General features: G+C 70.2%; 20 protein-coding genes. 9 read left to right on the top strand and 11 right to left on the bottom strand.

Features of this window, described 5'->3' with window-relative positions:
* Nucleotides 1-58 precede the first annotated feature (58 nt).
* Nucleotides 59-1114 carry a ferredoxin--NADP reductase gene (locus C8K38_RS07925; RefSeq protein WP_097211001.1) on the top strand — a complete coding sequence of 352 codons (1056 nt, stop codon included), beginning with the start codon at nucleotides 59-61 and terminating at the stop codon, nucleotides 1112-1114.
* Nucleotides 1115-1165: 51 nt separating this feature from the next.
* On the opposite strand, the gene C8K38_RS07920 is transcribed toward C8K38_RS07925, so the two are convergent.
* Nucleotides 1166-1903 (bottom strand): DNA alkylation repair protein, encoded by a 738-nt coding sequence (locus C8K38_RS07920; RefSeq protein WP_097211000.1) that lies wholly within the window; start codon nucleotides 1901-1903, stop codon nucleotides 1166-1168.
* Nucleotides 1904-2025: 122 nt separating this feature from the next.
* Here C8K38_RS07920 and C8K38_RS07915 point away from each other — a divergent pair, with 122 nt between their 5' ends.
* Together C8K38_RS07915 and C8K38_RS07910 are read left to right on the top strand one after the other, a co-directional pair.
* The gene (locus tag C8K38_RS07915; RefSeq protein ID WP_027500601.1) at nucleotides 2026-2397 is read left to right on the top strand and encodes an SPW repeat protein; all 372 of its coding nucleotides are present in this window, start codon (nucleotides 2026-2028) and stop codon (nucleotides 2395-2397) included.
* A 135-nt stretch (nucleotides 2398-2532) separates the two neighbouring features.
* On the top strand, nucleotides 2533-3156 hold the full coding sequence (locus C8K38_RS07910; RefSeq protein WP_097210999.1) for a TetR/AcrR family transcriptional regulator: 624 nt from the start codon (nucleotides 2533-2535) through the stop codon (nucleotides 3154-3156).
* A 9-nt stretch (nucleotides 3157-3165) separates the two neighbouring features.
* Here the strand turns inward: C8K38_RS07910 and C8K38_RS07905 are convergent, their stop codons facing one another.
* From C8K38_RS07905 to C8K38_RS07895, 3 genes are all read right to left on the bottom strand, one after another.
* The gene (locus C8K38_RS07905) at nucleotides 3166-3918 is read right to left on the bottom strand and encodes a glutamate racemase (RefSeq protein ID WP_097210998.1); all 753 of its coding nucleotides are present in this window, start codon (nucleotides 3916-3918) and stop codon (nucleotides 3166-3168) included.
* A 65-nt stretch (nucleotides 3919-3983) separates the two neighbouring features.
* The gene (locus tag C8K38_RS07900) at nucleotides 3984-4814 is read right to left on the bottom strand and encodes an SDR family NAD(P)-dependent oxidoreductase (protein ID WP_097210997.1); all 831 of its coding nucleotides are present in this window, start codon (nucleotides 4812-4814) and stop codon (nucleotides 3984-3986) included.
* Between the two features lie 33 nt (nucleotides 4815-4847).
* Nucleotides 4848-5327, bottom strand: a complete 480-nt coding sequence (locus tag C8K38_RS07895) for a MarR family winged helix-turn-helix transcriptional regulator (protein WP_097210996.1) — start codon at nucleotides 5325-5327, stop codon at nucleotides 4848-4850.
* A gap of 99 nt (nucleotides 5328-5426) precedes the next feature.
* Between C8K38_RS07895 and C8K38_RS07890 the strand changes: the two genes are divergently transcribed.
* Complete coding sequence (locus C8K38_RS07890; protein ID WP_097210995.1) at nucleotides 5427-6284, top strand: alpha/beta fold hydrolase; 858 nt, start codon at nucleotides 5427-5429, stop codon at nucleotides 6282-6284.
* A gap of 14 nt (nucleotides 6285-6298) precedes the next feature.
* Here the strand turns inward: C8K38_RS07890 and C8K38_RS07885 are convergent, their stop codons facing one another.
* The 6 genes from C8K38_RS07885 to C8K38_RS07860 all read right to left on the bottom strand — a co-directional run bounded on the left by C8K38_RS07885 (nucleotide 6299) and on the right by C8K38_RS07860 (nucleotide 11001).
* Nucleotides 6299-7399, bottom strand: a complete 1101-nt coding sequence (locus C8K38_RS07885) for a thiolase C-terminal domain-containing protein (RefSeq protein WP_143548408.1) — start codon at nucleotides 7397-7399, stop codon at nucleotides 6299-6301.
* Nucleotides 7396-7848 carry a Zn-ribbon domain-containing OB-fold protein gene (locus C8K38_RS07880; RefSeq protein ID WP_097210993.1) on the bottom strand — a complete coding sequence of 151 codons (453 nt, stop codon included), beginning with the start codon at nucleotides 7846-7848 and terminating at the stop codon, nucleotides 7396-7398. The genes C8K38_RS07885 and C8K38_RS07880 overlap by 4 nt, the downstream gene beginning before the upstream one ends.
* A gap of 9 nt (nucleotides 7849-7857) precedes the next feature.
* Nucleotides 7858-9057, bottom strand: coding sequence for an NAD(P)/FAD-dependent oxidoreductase (locus C8K38_RS07875; RefSeq protein ID WP_097210992.1), 1200 nt, complete (start codon nucleotides 9055-9057; stop codon nucleotides 7858-7860).
* A gap of 156 nt (nucleotides 9058-9213) precedes the next feature.
* A complete protein-coding gene (locus C8K38_RS07870; RefSeq protein ID WP_097210991.1) occupies nucleotides 9214-9915 on the bottom strand; it encodes an SDR family NAD(P)-dependent oxidoreductase in 702 nt (233 codons plus the stop codon).
* Between the two features lie 55 nt (nucleotides 9916-9970).
* Complete coding sequence (locus C8K38_RS07865; protein ID WP_097210990.1) at nucleotides 9971-10459, bottom strand: twin-arginine translocation pathway signal; 489 nt, start codon at nucleotides 10457-10459, stop codon at nucleotides 9971-9973.
* Entirely contained in the window at nucleotides 10456-11001 is a 546-nt protein-coding gene (locus C8K38_RS07860; protein ID WP_097210989.1) for a mammalian cell entry protein, read from the bottom strand. The genes C8K38_RS07865 and C8K38_RS07860 overlap by 4 nt, the downstream gene beginning before the upstream one ends.
* Nucleotides 11002-11100: 99 nt before the next feature.
* Here C8K38_RS07860 and C8K38_RS07855 point away from each other — a divergent pair, with 99 nt between their 5' ends.
* From C8K38_RS07855 to C8K38_RS07835, 5 genes are read left to right on the top strand one after another with little or no spacing between them, the layout of a single operon-like run.
* Nucleotides 11101-11562 carry an Asp23/Gls24 family envelope stress response protein gene (locus C8K38_RS07855; RefSeq protein ID WP_027500612.1) on the top strand — a complete coding sequence of 154 codons (462 nt, stop codon included), beginning with the start codon at nucleotides 11101-11103 and terminating at the stop codon, nucleotides 11560-11562.
* A gap of 59 nt (nucleotides 11563-11621) precedes the next feature.
* Nucleotides 11622-11900 carry an Asp23/Gls24 family envelope stress response protein gene (locus tag C8K38_RS07850; protein WP_097211096.1) on the top strand — a complete coding sequence of 93 codons (279 nt, stop codon included), beginning with the start codon at nucleotides 11622-11624 and terminating at the stop codon, nucleotides 11898-11900.
* The gene (locus C8K38_RS07845) at nucleotides 11897-12076 is read left to right on the top strand and encodes a DUF2273 domain-containing protein (protein WP_072750969.1); all 180 of its coding nucleotides are present in this window, start codon (nucleotides 11897-11899) and stop codon (nucleotides 12074-12076) included. Before C8K38_RS07850 ends, C8K38_RS07845 begins: the two co-directional genes overlap by 4 nt.
* Nucleotides 12069-13061: a DUF6286 domain-containing Asp23/Gls24 family envelope stress response protein gene (locus C8K38_RS07840; protein WP_097210988.1), complete on the top strand. Its 993-nt coding sequence runs from the start codon at nucleotides 12069-12071 to the stop codon at nucleotides 13059-13061. The genes C8K38_RS07845 and C8K38_RS07840 overlap by 8 nt, the downstream gene beginning before the upstream one ends.
* Nucleotides 13058-13621, top strand: a complete 564-nt coding sequence (locus C8K38_RS07835; RefSeq protein ID WP_097210987.1) for a hypothetical protein — start codon at nucleotides 13058-13060, stop codon at nucleotides 13619-13621. The genes C8K38_RS07840 and C8K38_RS07835 overlap by 4 nt, the downstream gene beginning before the upstream one ends.
* 192 nt (nucleotides 13622-13813) lie before the next feature.
* On the opposite strand, the gene tuf is transcribed toward C8K38_RS07835, so the two are convergent.
* The gene (gene tuf, locus C8K38_RS07830; RefSeq protein WP_077040759.1) at nucleotides 13814-15007 is read right to left on the bottom strand and encodes an elongation factor Tu; all 1194 of its coding nucleotides are present in this window, start codon (nucleotides 15005-15007) and stop codon (nucleotides 13814-13816) included.
* Nucleotides 15008-15109 lie beyond the last annotated feature (102 nt).

Below are 15109 nucleotides of genomic sequence, written 5' to 3'. Positions count from 1 at the left end.
CTGCTACATTTGAAAACTAGAACACGTTCCAGATTCACCCCCGAGAGGATCCGCCGCGATGACCACCGTTGACATGCCGCACAGCTCCAGGTCGGTTGTCCTCACCGTCTCCGGGGTCGTCGAGGAGACCTCCGACGCCAGGTCGCTGGTCTTCACCGTCCCGGACGAGCATCGCGGCAAGTTCGACTACAAGCCCGGCCAGTTCCTCACCCTGCGCATTCCCAGCGATCAGACCGGTTCCGTGGCCCGCTGCTACTCCCTCGCCAGCTCGCCGTTCAGCGACTCCGAGCCGAAGGTCACCGTGAAGCGGACCATCGACGGATACGGCTCCAACTGGCTGTGCGACAACGTCAAGGCAGGCGACACCATCGAGGTGCTGCCCCCGTCCGGTGTGTTCACCCCCAAGTCGCTCGACCACGACTTCCTGCTCTGGGGCGCGGGCAGCGGGATCACCCCGGTGATCTCGATCCTCAAGTCCGCGCTCACCGAGGGCACCGGCAAGGTGGTTCTGGTCTACGCCAACCGCGACGAGAAGTCGGTCATCTTCGCCGACGAGCTGCGCGGCCTCGCGGCCCAGTACCCGACCCGCCTGACCGTCGTGCACTGGCTCGAGTCCCTGCAGGGCCTGCCGACGCCGGACCAGTTCGCCACCCTCGCCAAGCCGTTCGGCGGCTTCGAGTCCTTCATGTGCGGGCCCGGCCCGTTCATGGACACGGTGCACAAGGCGCTCGCCGAGGCGGGCGTCCCGCGCAACTCCGTGCACGCCGAGGTGTTCAACTCGCTCGCGGGTGACCCGTTCCAGGACGTGGCGCTCGAAGAGGTCACCGAGGAGGAGGCCGCGGACGCCGCCACCGTCGAGGTGCAGCTCGACGGTGAGACCCACACGATGAGCTGGCCGCGCAAGCAGACCCTCGTCGACATCATGCTGTCGAAGGGTCTCGACGTGCCGTACTCCTGCCAGGAGGGCGAGTGCGGCTCCTGCGCCTGCACCGTGCTCGAGGGCAAGGTCGAGATGGAGAACAGCGAGATCCTCGACCCCGAGGACATCGCAGCCGGCTACATCCTCGGCTGCCAGGCCCGCCCGGTCACCGACCACCTCAAGATCGAGTTCTAGGCGGCTTCGCCGCCCGTGCGCGGTTACCGAGTCCCCACACTCGTCGAGCGCTCACGGGCGGCGTAGCCGCCTGTACCGCGCGCGGGTGTCCGCGTCCAGGTGCTCGGTGGCGTAGCTGAGCGCGGTCGCGCCCATCGCGGCGGCGTGCTCGTCGAGGAACCCCGTGAGCAGCTGCCGGTCCACCTGTTTGCCGACCTCGCGCAGCATCCAGCCGAGCGCCTTCTGGGTGAGGTCGCGCCGGTCCTCGAGCAGACGCGGCGCCAGCTCCAGTGTGGTGGTCGCGTCGCCTCGGCGGATGAACCCGAACGTGGTCAGCAGCGCCACCCGGCGCCGCCACAGGTCGGGGTCCGCGCCGAGCTCGTGGACCAGGTCTCGCGGCCGGTCGAACAGCCACCCGCCGAGCACCGTCACCGCCGAGGTGTCGACCAGGTCCCAGTTGTTCACCCGACCCCGGAGCACGGCGGCCAGATAGAAATCGGCGATCCGCTCGCGCTCGGCCTCGTCGCGCGTCCGCGCTCCGGAGGCCCGCGTGAACCGGCCGTTCAGTATGACCAGCGCGGCCAGGCGGTGCTCGTGCACCTCGCTGTCGAGCAGCGCGTCGACCTCGGCCAACGGCAGGTCCGCGAACCGCTTCGCCACCGTTCGGGTGGCGGGCACCCGAACACCCATGAAGACGTCACCCTCGCCGTACTCGCCAGGGCCGGTCTTGAAGAACCGCTGCAGCTCGACGACATCGGCCGGGCTCGACACCAGTGCCAACGCCCTGGTCACCGCCGCCGCATCGTCCATGCCCCGACCTTGCCAGACGGCGGGGCCGGGCGAATCAGAACCGACGTCGCGCAGCTATTGATCGGCCGGTCAATCAGGGTTATACCTGAGGTAGCGGGGTTCCCTCGTCGAGGAGGCAGGAAATGAAGGCAGCAATGGCTCGGTGGCAGGATTGGGCCGCCGTGGTGATCGGCGTGGTCGTGGCGCTGTCCCCGCTGTGGATGGACACGAACGACGCCGCGATGTGGTCGATGATCGTGCTGGGTGCACTGGTGGCGGTCGCGGGGTTGGCGCACATGATGTCGGCAGAGATGCCGGCGCTCCCGTGGGCGATGGGCGTTCTCGGCGTGCTGATGTTCCTCTCTCCGTGGGTGATGGGCTTCGCCGACATGGCAGGCGCCGCCTGGACCTCATGGATCGGCGGAGTGCTGACGGTGCTCACGGCGATGGCCGCGATGCCGGAGGGCTCGAGGCTGCACATCGGACACGGCGGCGGATTGGCGACGCATCACTGACGGACCGTCGATCCCTGACAGAATCGAACAACAGTCCCGTGCTGGAGCGAAGGCCGTCGGCCTCGCTCCAGCCGGTCGGACATCCGGGCTCGGTCAGATGATCGCGCCTGACGAAACACGTGTGGAGGCAACCGAATGCCAGGTCCGCGCCAACGCCGGACCGCCAGCGTGGATGGTGACGCGAGGGAGCTGATCCTCGACGCCGCCGAGGAGTTGATCGCCGAGTCGGGCTTCGACGCGACCTCGACCGCGGCCATCGCGAAGCAGGCGGGCGTGCCGAAGGGCCTGGTTTTCTACTATTTCCCGACCAAGTCGGCGATCCTCACCACGCTCATAGCCGAGCGACTGCCCGCGGAACCGCTGGCCGACGTCGCCGGGCTGGTGGTCACCGGCGAACCGGAGTCCACCCTGGTCAACCTCGAGGCCGCGCTCAACCTCAGGGACCACCACTCCTCGGTGATGCGGGTGATCATCTGGCGCGAGGCGGAGACCCACCCCGCCGTCCGCGCGCACCTGCGGCGATTCCGCACCTACCTGCACGATGCGACCGTCGAGGTCCTGCGCGCGAGCTCGCCGGTGGCGGTGTCCGCGCGGGTACTCGATTCCTGCGCGACGATCTGGGTGGCCGCGATGTTCTCCGTCGCCAGCATCGACCGGCTCCGCGATCTCGACGGCACCCGCGAGCACCGCGAGGACCTGGGCGGCGTCGCTCGCGTGGTGGCCGCGGGCCTCGAACAGCTCGGCACCGCCGGGGCCTAGCGACGTGCGTCAGCCGAGCAGGCGGCCGGCCTCGAACGCCGCAGCACCTGCGGGCAGCTCCCCCGGCCTGCCACTGAGCAGCACCTTCACCGAGCCGCTTCCGCTCGCGTCCCGGCCGAGCGCGTCGATGCGCCGGAGCGTCTGGGCCGCGACGGCCTCCGCGCTGTCGAAGAGGGTGACCCCGGCGGGCAACTGGTCCGCGATCTCCTCGGCCATCAGCGGATAGTGCGTGCAGCCGAGGACCACCCCGTCGCAGTCGACCGGGGTGCGAGCCACGGCGTCCGCGATCGCCCGCTTCGCCAGGTCGGTGTCGCCAAGGTCGATCGCCTCGGCCAGCCCGTGACACGCCACCCCGACCACGGCGGTGCCGTTGGCGAACCGCTCGATCAGGTCGGCCTGGTACCGACTGGCGGTGGTGGCCGCGGTGGCCCAGATCGCGACCGAGCGACTGGCCGCGGCCGCCGGCTTGATCGCGGGCACGGTCCCGATCACCGGGATCGCGTCGCCCAGCCGGTCCCGGACATGGTCGAGGGCGGTCACGCTGGCGGTGTTGCAGGGCAGCACGACGACCTCGGCACCCAGGTCCACGGCGTGCTCGGCCGCCCCGACCACGCGATCGATCACCCACTGCTCGGGCTTGGGCCCCCAGTGCGCGCCGTCCGGGTCGAGTGAGAGCAGCAGGTCCAGTTCGGGGCGGAGACGCCGCAGCCAGGCCGACGTCGGCAGCAGCCCCAGGCCGGAGTCGATGAGCGCAACAATCACCCGACAAATCTATCCCGACGCCGCGGCCGGGCCGTCCCCCCGTCCCCCCGTCCCGCCGACCCGCGCTACCCGGTCCTCCCACGCTCCTCGCTGAGGCGTCGGAACATCGCGTTGACTCCGACCTTCCCCGCGATCCGCTCCGCTAGACGGGGGGCCAGCGCGGCAAACGACAGCAGCGGGCGGATCGGGGCGCCACTCTCGATGACCTCGGGCAGGTCGCGTCGGATGGCCGTCACCACCCTGTCCGCCACCTTCGACGTGGTGGTCTCGCCGATCACCCGATTGGACCGGAAACCGCGCTCGACCATCCGCTGGTACATGCCGTCGCCGCCGATGAATCCCGGACACACCACGGAGAATCCGACCGGCGACTGCCCGTACTCGGCACGTAGCGACTGGGCGAGCCCGATCAGGGCCGCCTTGGTCGCGGCATACGGCCCACAGAACGCCGGCCCGTACTTGCCCGCCATCGAGCTGATGAACACGACATGGCCGCGGCCGCGCGCCAGCATGCCCGGCAGCACGTGCCTGGTGAGCAACATCGGCGCCGAGAGGTTGACCTCGACCATCGCCGTCAGCTCCTCGGGAGTGAGCGCGGTGAACGCCGCAACATTCTCGACACCGGCATTGTTGACCAGGACGTCGATCGGGCCGAAGGATCGCTCGACGTGCTCGATCAGGGCCCCGGTCGCATCCAGGTCCGCGAGGTCGGCCGGCACCGAGTCCGCCCGCGCTCCGGTCGCCCGCAGGGCCGCCGCCGTGGCGTCGAGGGCGTCCACCCGCCTGCCGGTGACCACCAGGTCCATGCCCTCACGTGCGAGCGCGCGGGCGATGACGGGGCCGAGCCCACCGGTCGCCCCGGTCACCAGCGCGACGCGGCCGCGCAGCGATTCCATGGACCCGAGCCTTCTCCGGCCACGGACCGGATGTCAACGACTCCCGTCGGTGCCGCCCGCCGCGGATCCGACCGCCTCGTTCATCACTCCGAGAAATCGGGTCACCGCGGCCAGCTCGGCCTCGTCGAACTCCCCGATCGAGGCGATCATGCGCCCGATCAGCGGTCCGAAGAACGACCAGCCCAGGTACTTCGCCTGTTCCTGCACCCGCAGCAGCACCCGGCGGCGGTCGCCGGGGTCCGGTGTCCTGCCGATGTGGCCCGCCCGTTCCAACCGGTCGAGCAGGGCGGTGGTCGCCGCCGAGCCAAGACCCAGCTGCCCGCCCAGCCAGCCCGGCGTCGCGGCGATCCCGGCCCGGTCGGCATCGAGCAGTGCGATGAGCGCGCGGAGGTCGGTCGCGTGCAGGCCGTTGCGGCTCGCGAACGCGGCACCGAACTGGTCCAGTTCGACGGTCAGCCTGCGCAGCTCGTGCACGAGCTGCAGTGCCGCGCCGGGGTCGTCGGTCGCGCTCACTGCCCTGCTCCCACGATCACTCCTTGATTCATATCTCTCGATGAACAATTATCTCTATCATCGAGATTATCTGATGCCGAGAGAACCAGGGGGCGGTCCATGGACGACGACACGCAGATCCGCACGAAAGGCCGGTTCGACGCCGCCTACGACGCAGTTCTCGCCCGCTGGGGCGGGGTGACCGCCCTGGAGACCACCTCCGAATTCGGCCTCACCCGCGTCCACGCCTGCGGACCGACCGGGGCGCCGCCGGTTCTCCTGCTCCACGGCGGCGGTGCCACCTCGACCGCCTGGTCCACGGTCGCGACCGCGCTCGGCCGGACGCACCGGGTGTACGCCTCGGACCTGATCGGGGACGTCGGACGCAGCGTGCCCGGCGACCGCCGGCCACGCACCCCCGCGGACCTGATGACATGGCTCGATGCAGTGCGCGCCGAACTCGGCCTACAGCGGGCCACGCTGATCGGACACTCCTACGGCGCGTGGATGGCCCTCGCCTACACGCTCGGCCACCCGGATCGGGTGGACCGGCTCGCACTACTCGACCCGTCGGACTGCTTCTCCGGATTTCGGGCCGGATATCTGCTGCGGGCACTCCCGATGTTGCTGCGCCCCAATGAGAACCGGGCACGGCGCTTCATCGAGTGGGAGACGGGCGGGCGGGCGCTCGACCCGGACTGGCTGACCGTGTACGCGCTCGGCGCCGCGGGGTCCCCGCGGCCGCGGATCGTGCTACCGAAGCGGCCGTCGAGGACCGCGCTCGGCGAGCTGCACGTCCCGACCCTCGTTGCGCTCGCCCAGGATTCGCGGGCGATCGATGTCGACCGGGTGGCCGCGGCGGCGCGCGGCGCCCTCCCGGACGTCCGGATCGAGGTCCTGCCGGACAGCAGTCACCACAGCCTGCCCGGACACGAGCCGGGCGAGCTGACCACGATCCTCGCGGATTTCCTTTCCTAGCAGCGCTTCTCGCGTCAGCGCACCAGCAGCATGCAGCCGGCGACGGTCGCGCCGCCGACGCCGACGACGGCGACCTCGGGCGGGCCGTCGAGCTGGGCGGTCGACTCGCCCCGCAGCTGTGACGCCGCCTCCGCGACGAGCTCCAGCGCGGCCGATCGTCCCAGCCCCAGTTGGCCGCCGTGTGGGTTGAGCGGCAGCGCGCCCGCTCTCGAGATCCGCTGTCCCCCGGCGACGAACGCGCCCGCCGTCCCCGGCCCACAGAACCCGAGCGCCTCCAGCCACATCAGCGCCAGAATACTGAACTCGTCCTCGAACAGTGCGACGTCCACATTCTCGGGGACGAGTTCGGTGCCCTCCCAGAGCCTTTCGCCGGCATCGTGGATCGCCATTCCCGTCAGGTCGGCACGCTGTTCCCACAGCGGGCTCACGTTCCGCGCCGCCGCGACGGCCTCGACGGTGACCGCGGGGCCGGGCAGATCTTCCGCCAGGTCGCCGGGACTGATCAGCACGGCGACCGCCCCTCCCGCGGGGAGCGCGCGGTCGTACTCGCAGAGCGGATCGGCCAGCATCGGGGCGTCCAGGTACTCCCGAAGCCCGAGGCCCCGCCCGCTGTTTCGGCCCGCGGTCAGCGCGATCTGGGCCAACTCGACCCGGGTGAGCCCGAACGCCTCGATGTAACTGCGCGCCGCGAGCGCCGTCGTCACCAGTTCCGTTCCGGCCCCGTATGGTGCGTGCCACTGTGCCCACCCGGACACCGACGGCCGGCCGGCGAAACGCCGTGCAACCCGCGCGGGCGACGGCGGGTCGCACGCCTCGATACACAGCACGTGGGTGGCCAGGCCGGAGATCACCGCCGCCACCGCGGCCGAGACCGCGGTCAGCACGCCGAGCCGATTTGATTCCGCTGTGCGCCAGGCGAGTTCGAGACCGAGGGCGTCCGCGACATCGACCACGTCCGGCAGCCCGCAGGTGACGAGCCCGTCGACGGCGCCACCGGTCAGGCCCGCATCTGCCAGCGCGCCGCGGGCGGCCATGGCTGCGACTCGAACATCGGCGGACCCGGGTCCGCGTGGCACCCGGCCGATCCCGCTCACCACGGCCCCCCTGGTGATCACGACACGGCCTCCAGCCGGTCCTCCGGCAGCTCCAGCTCCTCGATCTCGGCGAACGGAAGCCAGAAGTCGCCGCCGAGGTGCTCGAAATACAACCGGATCGGCGTGTCCACGCGCAGGGCGCCCGGCTCGGTCCCGGTCAGGCCCAGCAACAGCCGGATCCCCTCCTCGAGCTCGACCACGGCGACGAGGTAGGGCTGCGCTGCCGGGTCGCTCCGCGGGCTCCGCTCTTGGTCGTTCACCTCGGTCCAGGTGAGCAGCACGCCCTTTCCCGTGACCGGCTCGATGGTGAAGTCGGCCGACCAGCAGTGCCTGCAGCATCGCGACGGCGGGAACGACCAACGCAGGCAGTGCTCGCACCGCCGCACCGACAACCGTCCGGACGCGCCCGACGTCCAGTGCGCTGCGGTCAGATCCGTCAGCTCAGGCAGCGCCCGCTGGTCATGGACCATACATTCACGTTAGACGCCCGCGGCCTCGATCACCTCGGTGATCGGCACGCCACTCGCGATCTTCGCCCTGGTCTTCATCACCGCTCCCGCGAGACCGCCGCCGACCACGGCGACGAGAACGCCGTCGCGCTCGTAGTACGCGAGGAACTTGCGGCCGTCGTCGCGGACCAGGTGCACGGTGTCCGTGGCGGACGGCTCGCCGAGCGCCTGGATCTTGATGTCGTACTGGTCGCTCCAGAAGTACGGGACCTGGCCGGGTCCGGTGGGCGCGTCGGCGCCGACCAGCGCCAGTGCCAGCGCCTTTGCCTGGTCGCCCGCGCTGGTCCAGTGCTCGACCCGCCGATGGCCCTCGGGATGGCGCCAGGCGGCGACGTCACCGACCGCCCACACGTTCGGGTCACTGGTCCGGCCGCACTCGTCGGCGAGCACGCCGCCGCCCGCGCGCGGCTCGGCGACCTGCACGCCCGAGCCGTCCAGCAACTCGGTGACCGGGACGGAGCCGATGCCGATGACCACCAGGTCGGCCGCGACCTCGGTGCCGTCGGAGAGCACGGCACCGGTGACCCTGTCCTCGCCGAGCAGGGCGGCGAGGCCGACGCCGGTGCGCAGGTCGACACCCTCCTCGCGGTGCAGTCGGGCCACGAGGCCACCGATCCGCTCGCCGAGCACGGAGGCCAGCGGGGTGGGCTGCGGCTCGATCAGGATGACCTTCATGCCGCGTGCGCGCATGCTCGCGGCGAGTTCGCACCCGATGAACCCGGCCCCGACGATGAGGGCGGTCCGATCGGCGGCGAGCTCGGAACGCAGCGCCATCGCATCCTCGAACGAACGCAGCACGTGCACGCCACCCAGTTCGGCCAGTCCGGGGATCCGGCGCGGGACGAGCCCGGTGGCCACCACCAGGTGGTCGTAGTCGACGGTCGATCCGTCGGCGAGGGTCACCGTGCGGGCGCCGGTGTCGACACCGGTCGCGGCCGCGCCGAGCCGCAGCTCGATGCGCTGCTCCTCGAAGAATTCGGCCGGCTTGAGGGTGACGTCGTCGCGCTCACCGCGGACGACCTCCTTGGACAGCGGGGGCCGGTCGTAGGGCAGGTGTGGTTCCGCGCCGATCAGCGTCAGTTCGCCGTCGAAGCCCGCCCGCCGCAGTTCCTCGGCGGTCCGCAGACCGGCCAACCCGGCACCGACGACGACGACCCGTCCAACGCTCATCCCGCTCAACCTCTCACCCGATGGATCGTTGTGCGCCCAGGTGGGCCACGCACACTTCATACCAAACTGACACGTGTTCTAGATAGCGTGCCCTAAGGAGCCGAGGAATGCCACACCCCGGGATCGCGACGGGCGACGGGAACGGTGCGAAGGCGCTCAGCCGACCCCGGGAACCGGGACCTGGGCGCCGGTCATCGCGGCCGAGGACTCGCCGATCAGGAACGCGATCACCTCGGCGATCGCCTCGGGTGCGACCCAGCCCTTGCGGCTCGACCCTGGCTGGCTCGCCCGGTTGCCGGGGGTGTCGATCACCGAGGGCAGCACCGCGTTCGCCCGGATGCCCTCGTCGCGGTACTCCACCGCCAGTGCGCTGATGAACGCCAAGACCGCGGCCTTCGACGTGACGTAGCCCGACGCACCCGAGAAGGGTGCGAAGGCCGCCTTGGTGGACATCGCGACCACCGACCCGCCACCGGCGTCGATCATGAACGGCAGCGCGGCCTGGGTGCACAGGTACAGCGGGCGCAGGTTCAGCCGCAACATGGCCTCGAAGTCCTCGATCGGGCTCTCGTGGACCCGCGCGCCGCTGGCGAAGCCGCCGACCAGGTTCACCACCGCGCGCAACGGCGCCTGTTCGTCGCCTCCCGCCAGGGCCGCCACCTCGGCGACACCCGCCGGGTCGAACAGGTCGGCGCGCGCGAGGACGAGCCTCGGGTGCGCATCCAGACGCTCGAGTTCCTTCTCCGTGATCCACGGAACCACCACGCGCCACCCGTCCGCGAGCAGCCTCTTGGTGACCGCGACCCCTAGCCCGCCGGTGCCGCCGGTCAGGAGCACGCTCCGTCCTGATTCGGTCATGATCCGCTTCCTTCCAGAGTTGTTGTCGAGGTTGAACTCTCGCGCGCGGGCCCGATCACCTCGCGTCGAACTCGGAGATCAGCCAGCGACCGTCCACCTTCCGCAGCGCCACCTCGGCACCGACGGTCCTGTCGACCGGCGCCTGCTCCGCCGCTGACGTAGTCGACTGCTCGACGAACACCAGCACCTCGGCGCTGTCGTCGGTCAGGGAGGTCAGTCCGGTCCCGGTGACCGTGGCGGTCGCGGTGATCTTCTTGTCCGTCGCCGCGGGCACGATCACCCCCTGCGCGAGCCGGTCGTGGTAGTCCCTGAACTCCCCCGTCAGCAACTCGCGCGCGGCCGCCATGTCCGCGAAGACGGTCTCCGGCGTGTAGGTCAGGAGAGCCTTCGCGCCGTCCGCCGCAGCCTGCTGGACCTCGGCCCTTGCCCGATCGTCCACCCGCTGGTCCGGCCGGTACTGGGCGAAGTACAGGAACCCGGCAAGCGCCGCCAGCACCAGGACCGCTGCGGTCAGTCCGACCATCAGCCTTCGCTGCGCACTCACGACAGGTACTCCACCCTCGAGATCTTCGACTGTTCCCGATCGACGGTCACCCGGAGCCGCTGGACGCGCTGCTGGTCCTGTGCCCCCGTTCCGTTGCTGACCCGCGACGCTACCTGCACAAGAACCGTGGCGGAATCCGCCGCCTCCGTCTCGATTCCGGCGGCTGCCGACTCACCGACCGTGGTCACCTTGGCGTCCCGCACCACCGTGATGAAACCCTGCGATCGCCGATCGAAATCGTCGTAGAACTCGCCGGTCGCGCCGTCGAGCACCCGTTGCACGTCGGCCTCGGCATTGTTGTGGTCGATGGTTGTCAGGTTGAGCGCACCCTCCCTGGCGACCCGCAGATAGGTTTCCCGTTCGGACTGCAGCTCCGATGCCGAACGGTGTTGCCAGAGCATGACTCCGCACGCGGTCGCCAGCAGCACGGCGACCACGGCGAGCAGCGCCGGTCCCGCCACGAGCGCTCCCCGCGGCCGGGATCCGGTCGCGACGGCGGGCGACGCGGCCCCCGCGGGATCCGCATCCTGAACTCCTGCCATCGGGTCAATTCCTTCGTCGACGGTGCGGTGGACTGCTCCACGTTAGGTGAATCGGCGCACGGGCGTCGCAGCGCGCCCACACTCACTAGAGTTGAGTGCGTGACCACCGATCCGAACAGGGGCATCGCCCCAGTGCACTACGGCACCTCCACCACCGAGCTGGTGAGCTCGCAGGGGCGCACGATCATCGCCGACGCGGTCGTGGCGAAGATCGCCGGTATCGCCACCCGGGAGATCAGCGGCGTGTTCGATGTCGGCGGCGGCACCGCCCGCGTTGTCGGCGCGCTGCGCGACCGGATCCCGGGCGCCCGCGTCAACCACGGCCAGGGCGTCGCCGTCGAGGTCGGCGAGAAGCAGGCCGCCATCGACATCGGCATCGTCGCCGAATACGGCGTCGCGCTGCACGAGCTGGCGGCCGGCATCCGGCGCAACGTGATCGCGGCCGTGGAGCGGATGACCGGACTGGAGGTCACCGAGGTCAACATCACCGTCTACGACGTCGTCCTGTTCGACGAGAACGAGCAACCGGGCGAGACCGACGGCAGACCGAGAGTCCAGTGACACCGGAGCGGAGCCCGCGCAGCGACCCGGGAGCACAGGAGCGGAGCAGCGACCCGGAGGTGGAGCCCGCCGAGCTGATCGCGGACGCGGTGCTCGCGGTACCGGGAGTCGCGGGGCTGCACGGCGGGATGTTCGGCGAGGTCGCGACGTACCTGCCGGGCCGGCGGGTGCTCGGTGTCGCGCTCGGCGACGACTCCTGCGCCATCCACATCAGCGTGCGCTATCCGGCGCACGTCATCGAGACGGCGGAGCGGGTCCGCGCGGCACTCGTCCCGATGCTCGACGTCCCGGTCGATGTCACGGTCGAAGACGTACTCACGGAGAGGACAGCGCCATGAACAGCACAGTCGTCGGTCTGATCGCCGGCCTGCTGCTGGCGATCGCCGTAATCCTCGGTGGTTTCAGCGGTTTCGTGTTCGCCGTGCTGTTGGGCGGCTTCGGTATGGCCATCGGGGCCCACCGTGACGGGCACGTCGATCTGGGCGCGCTGTTGCGGAGCCGGGGCCGTGGCTGACGGCACGAGCGAGGCGGGCGGAGCGACCCGGCAACGCACCGCGGAAGCCGACCTGGACGAGGAGCGCAGCACCAGGGGCCAGCTGATCATCAAGGATCGCGCGGTTTCACGGATCGCCGTGGCGGCTGCCCTCCAGGTGCCGGGTGTGGTCCGCCAGCGCGGCGGCCTGTCCCGGCTCACCGGCCGCGACCTGCCGCGAGCAGAGGTGTCGATGGGAACCGAGTCGGTGGCCGTCACGCTGTACATCGCGGTGGCATGGCCGTGCCCGATCGCCCTGCTCTCCCGCGAGGTGCACCGCGAGGTGGGCGATCGTATCGCCGCCCTCAGCGGCCTGCCCATGGACCAGCTGCACGTCGTCGTCGCCGCTGCGGTGCCAACCGCGGCACCGGAGGGGGCCGAGGTCGACAGTCAGCAGTTCGCGGCGCCCGGCGCCGCCCTTGCACCCCTGGTCCCGTCGCGGGCACCGATCACCCGGCCCGCGGCGGCCCCGGTCGCGCTGCTCTTCGCCTGCGCCCTGCTGGTGCTCGCGGTGCTGACCGGACGCGAGTTCCTGATCGCGCACGAGGTCATCGCTCCCGCCGCGTGGCTGCGCAATTCGATCGAGTGGTCCGCACGCCAGCACTGGGAGCCGTGGATGGTGCCTGCCGCGGCCGCGGCCGTGTTCGCCGGCCTGGTGCTGATCTTCGTGGCGGTCAAGCCGCGGATCCGCACCCATCTGCCGCTCGGCGACGCGGGATCTGCGGTGGTGTGGGTGCGTCCAACCGATGTGGCGAGGATGTGCAGCGCGCAGGCACGCACGGTGGCGGGTGTCCGGTCGGTGCAGACCATCGTCGACGGCAAGCGGACCACCGTCCGCATCTCCCCCGACGGTGAGGTCGCGGCCCCCGCGCTCGAATCGGCCGTGCGCGACGCGGTGGAGCCGGGGCTGGCGACGCTCGCAACGCCCCGTCCGCTGCGCGTCCGGATCGGCAAGGTGCGAGGGTGAGGCGCCGCACGTCGGTCATCGACAGGTCGATAGCGCTCGGCGCCGGCCTCGCCCTGGTTGCTGCGGGCGCACTGGCCCTGACCTGGAACATGGACCTCGATGTGTCCCAGGAGTTCTGGCGACGATTCGACCGGGCCGAGTACGCGGCGATCCCGACCAGGGACTGGTGGCCGACGCTGCTCGGCGTCGCCTGCGTCGCCAGCCTCGTGGCCGGGGTCACGCTGCTGGTGATCAACCTCCGGCGCGGCCGGACCTCGACGGTGCAGATCGGGGACGTCCTCGGCGACTCCGACCTGTCGGTCGACCTCGGGCCGATGGCGGTCGGGCTGGCCTCGGAGCTGTCCACCCTGGAGGGGGTCCGCTCCGTGCGGGCCGCCGCCGTGGACGATCGCGGTCTGCTGACCCTGCGGGTGACGGTGATCGCCGACCCCGCGGTCGATATCGCCGAGTTCACCCGCGACGCCGAGTCCCTGGCCAGGTCCATGGCCGCGGCTCTGCCCGATGCCCCCGTCGCCACGCAGGTGCTGCTTCACCTCGACCGCGCTGATCTACCGGGCTGACCAGCCCTCTTCGCCATCCCGGGGGGGTGCCCCGGCCCGGAGCCAGAGCCGGGCCGTACATGCACGCCCGGGGCGAGGAGGAAACTCCGTCCCGGCCCGGCTCAGGTCCCCGGAAACGCCGAATGGCGCCCACTCCCGAGGGAGTGAACGCCATTCGGCTTTGGTACTGCTAGATCAACAGGTGAAACTAAATCACTTGTTGATCTTGGTGACGCGACCGGCGCCAACGGTGCGGCCACCCTCACGGATGGCGAACCGCAGGCCCTCGTCCATGGCGACCGGCTGGATCAGCTTGACGGACATCTCGGTGTTGTCACCGGGCATGACCATCTCGGTGCCCTCGGGCAGGGTCACGACGCCCGTAACGTCCGTGGTACGGAAGTAGAACTGCGGGCGGTAGTTGTTGAAGAACGGCGTGTGGCGGCCGCCCTCGTCCTTGGACAGGATGTAGGCGTTGCCCTCGAACTCGGTGTGCGGGGTGGTGGTGCCCGGCTTCACGACGACCTGGCCACGCTCGACATCTTCGCGCTTGATGCCACGAACCAGCAGACCGACGTTGTCGCCCGCCTGGCCGGAGTCGAGCAGCTTGCGGAACATCTCGATGCCGGTGACGGTGGTCTTGGTGACCGTCTCCTTGATGCCGACGATCTCGACCTCTTCGTTGACGTTGACCACGCCACGCTCGATACGACCGGTGACAACGGTGCCACGACCGGTGATCGTGAAGACGTCCTCGACGGGCATGAGGAACGGCTTGTCGGTCTCACGGACGGGGTCCGGGATCGAGTCGTCGACGGCCTGCATGAGCTCGAGAACGCTCTCGCCCCACTTGGCGTCGCCCTCGAGCGCCTTGAGCGCCGAGACCTTCACGACGGGTGCGTTGTCGCCGTCGAACTCCTGCGACGACAGCAGCTCGCGGACCTCCATCTCGACGAGCTCGAGGATTTCCTCGTCGTCGACCATGTCGGACTTGTTGAGCGCGACCAGGATGTAGGGAACACCAACCTGGCGGGCGAGCAGCACGTGCTCGCGGGTCTGCGGCATCGGGCCATCGGTGGCCGCGACCACGAGGATGGCGCCGTCCATCTGCGCCGCACCCGTGATCATGTTCTTGATGTAGTCCGCGTGGCCCGGGGCGTCGACGTGCGCGTAGTGGCGCTTCTCCGTCTGGTACTCGACGTGGGAGATGTTGATCGTGATACCACGAGCCTTCTCCTCCGGCGCCTTGTCGATCTGATCGAAGGCCGAGGCCTCGTTCAGGTCCGGGAACTTGTCGTGCAGGACCTTGGTGATCGCCGCCGTCAGCGTGGTCTTGCCGTGGTCAACGTGACCGATGGTCCCGATGTTGACGTGCGGCTTCGTCCGCTCGAACTTCGCCTTCGCCACTTGATGGCCTCCTGTATTCGTGCTTGCGCTATGCAGCAGTGCGGTTGGTTATTACTTGGTCGTGCTCAGCTGGTGAAACTCGCCAGCGGTCGTGCTCCCAGC

This window comes from Rhodococcus sp. OK611 (assembly GCF_003050885.1).
GTDB lineage: Bacteria > Actinomycetota > Actinomycetes > Mycobacteriales > Mycobacteriaceae > Rhodococcus_G > Rhodococcus_G oryzae.
The sequence above is the reverse complement of the archived record's forward strand: the minus strand, read 5'-3'. Positions and strand labels throughout refer to the sequence as shown.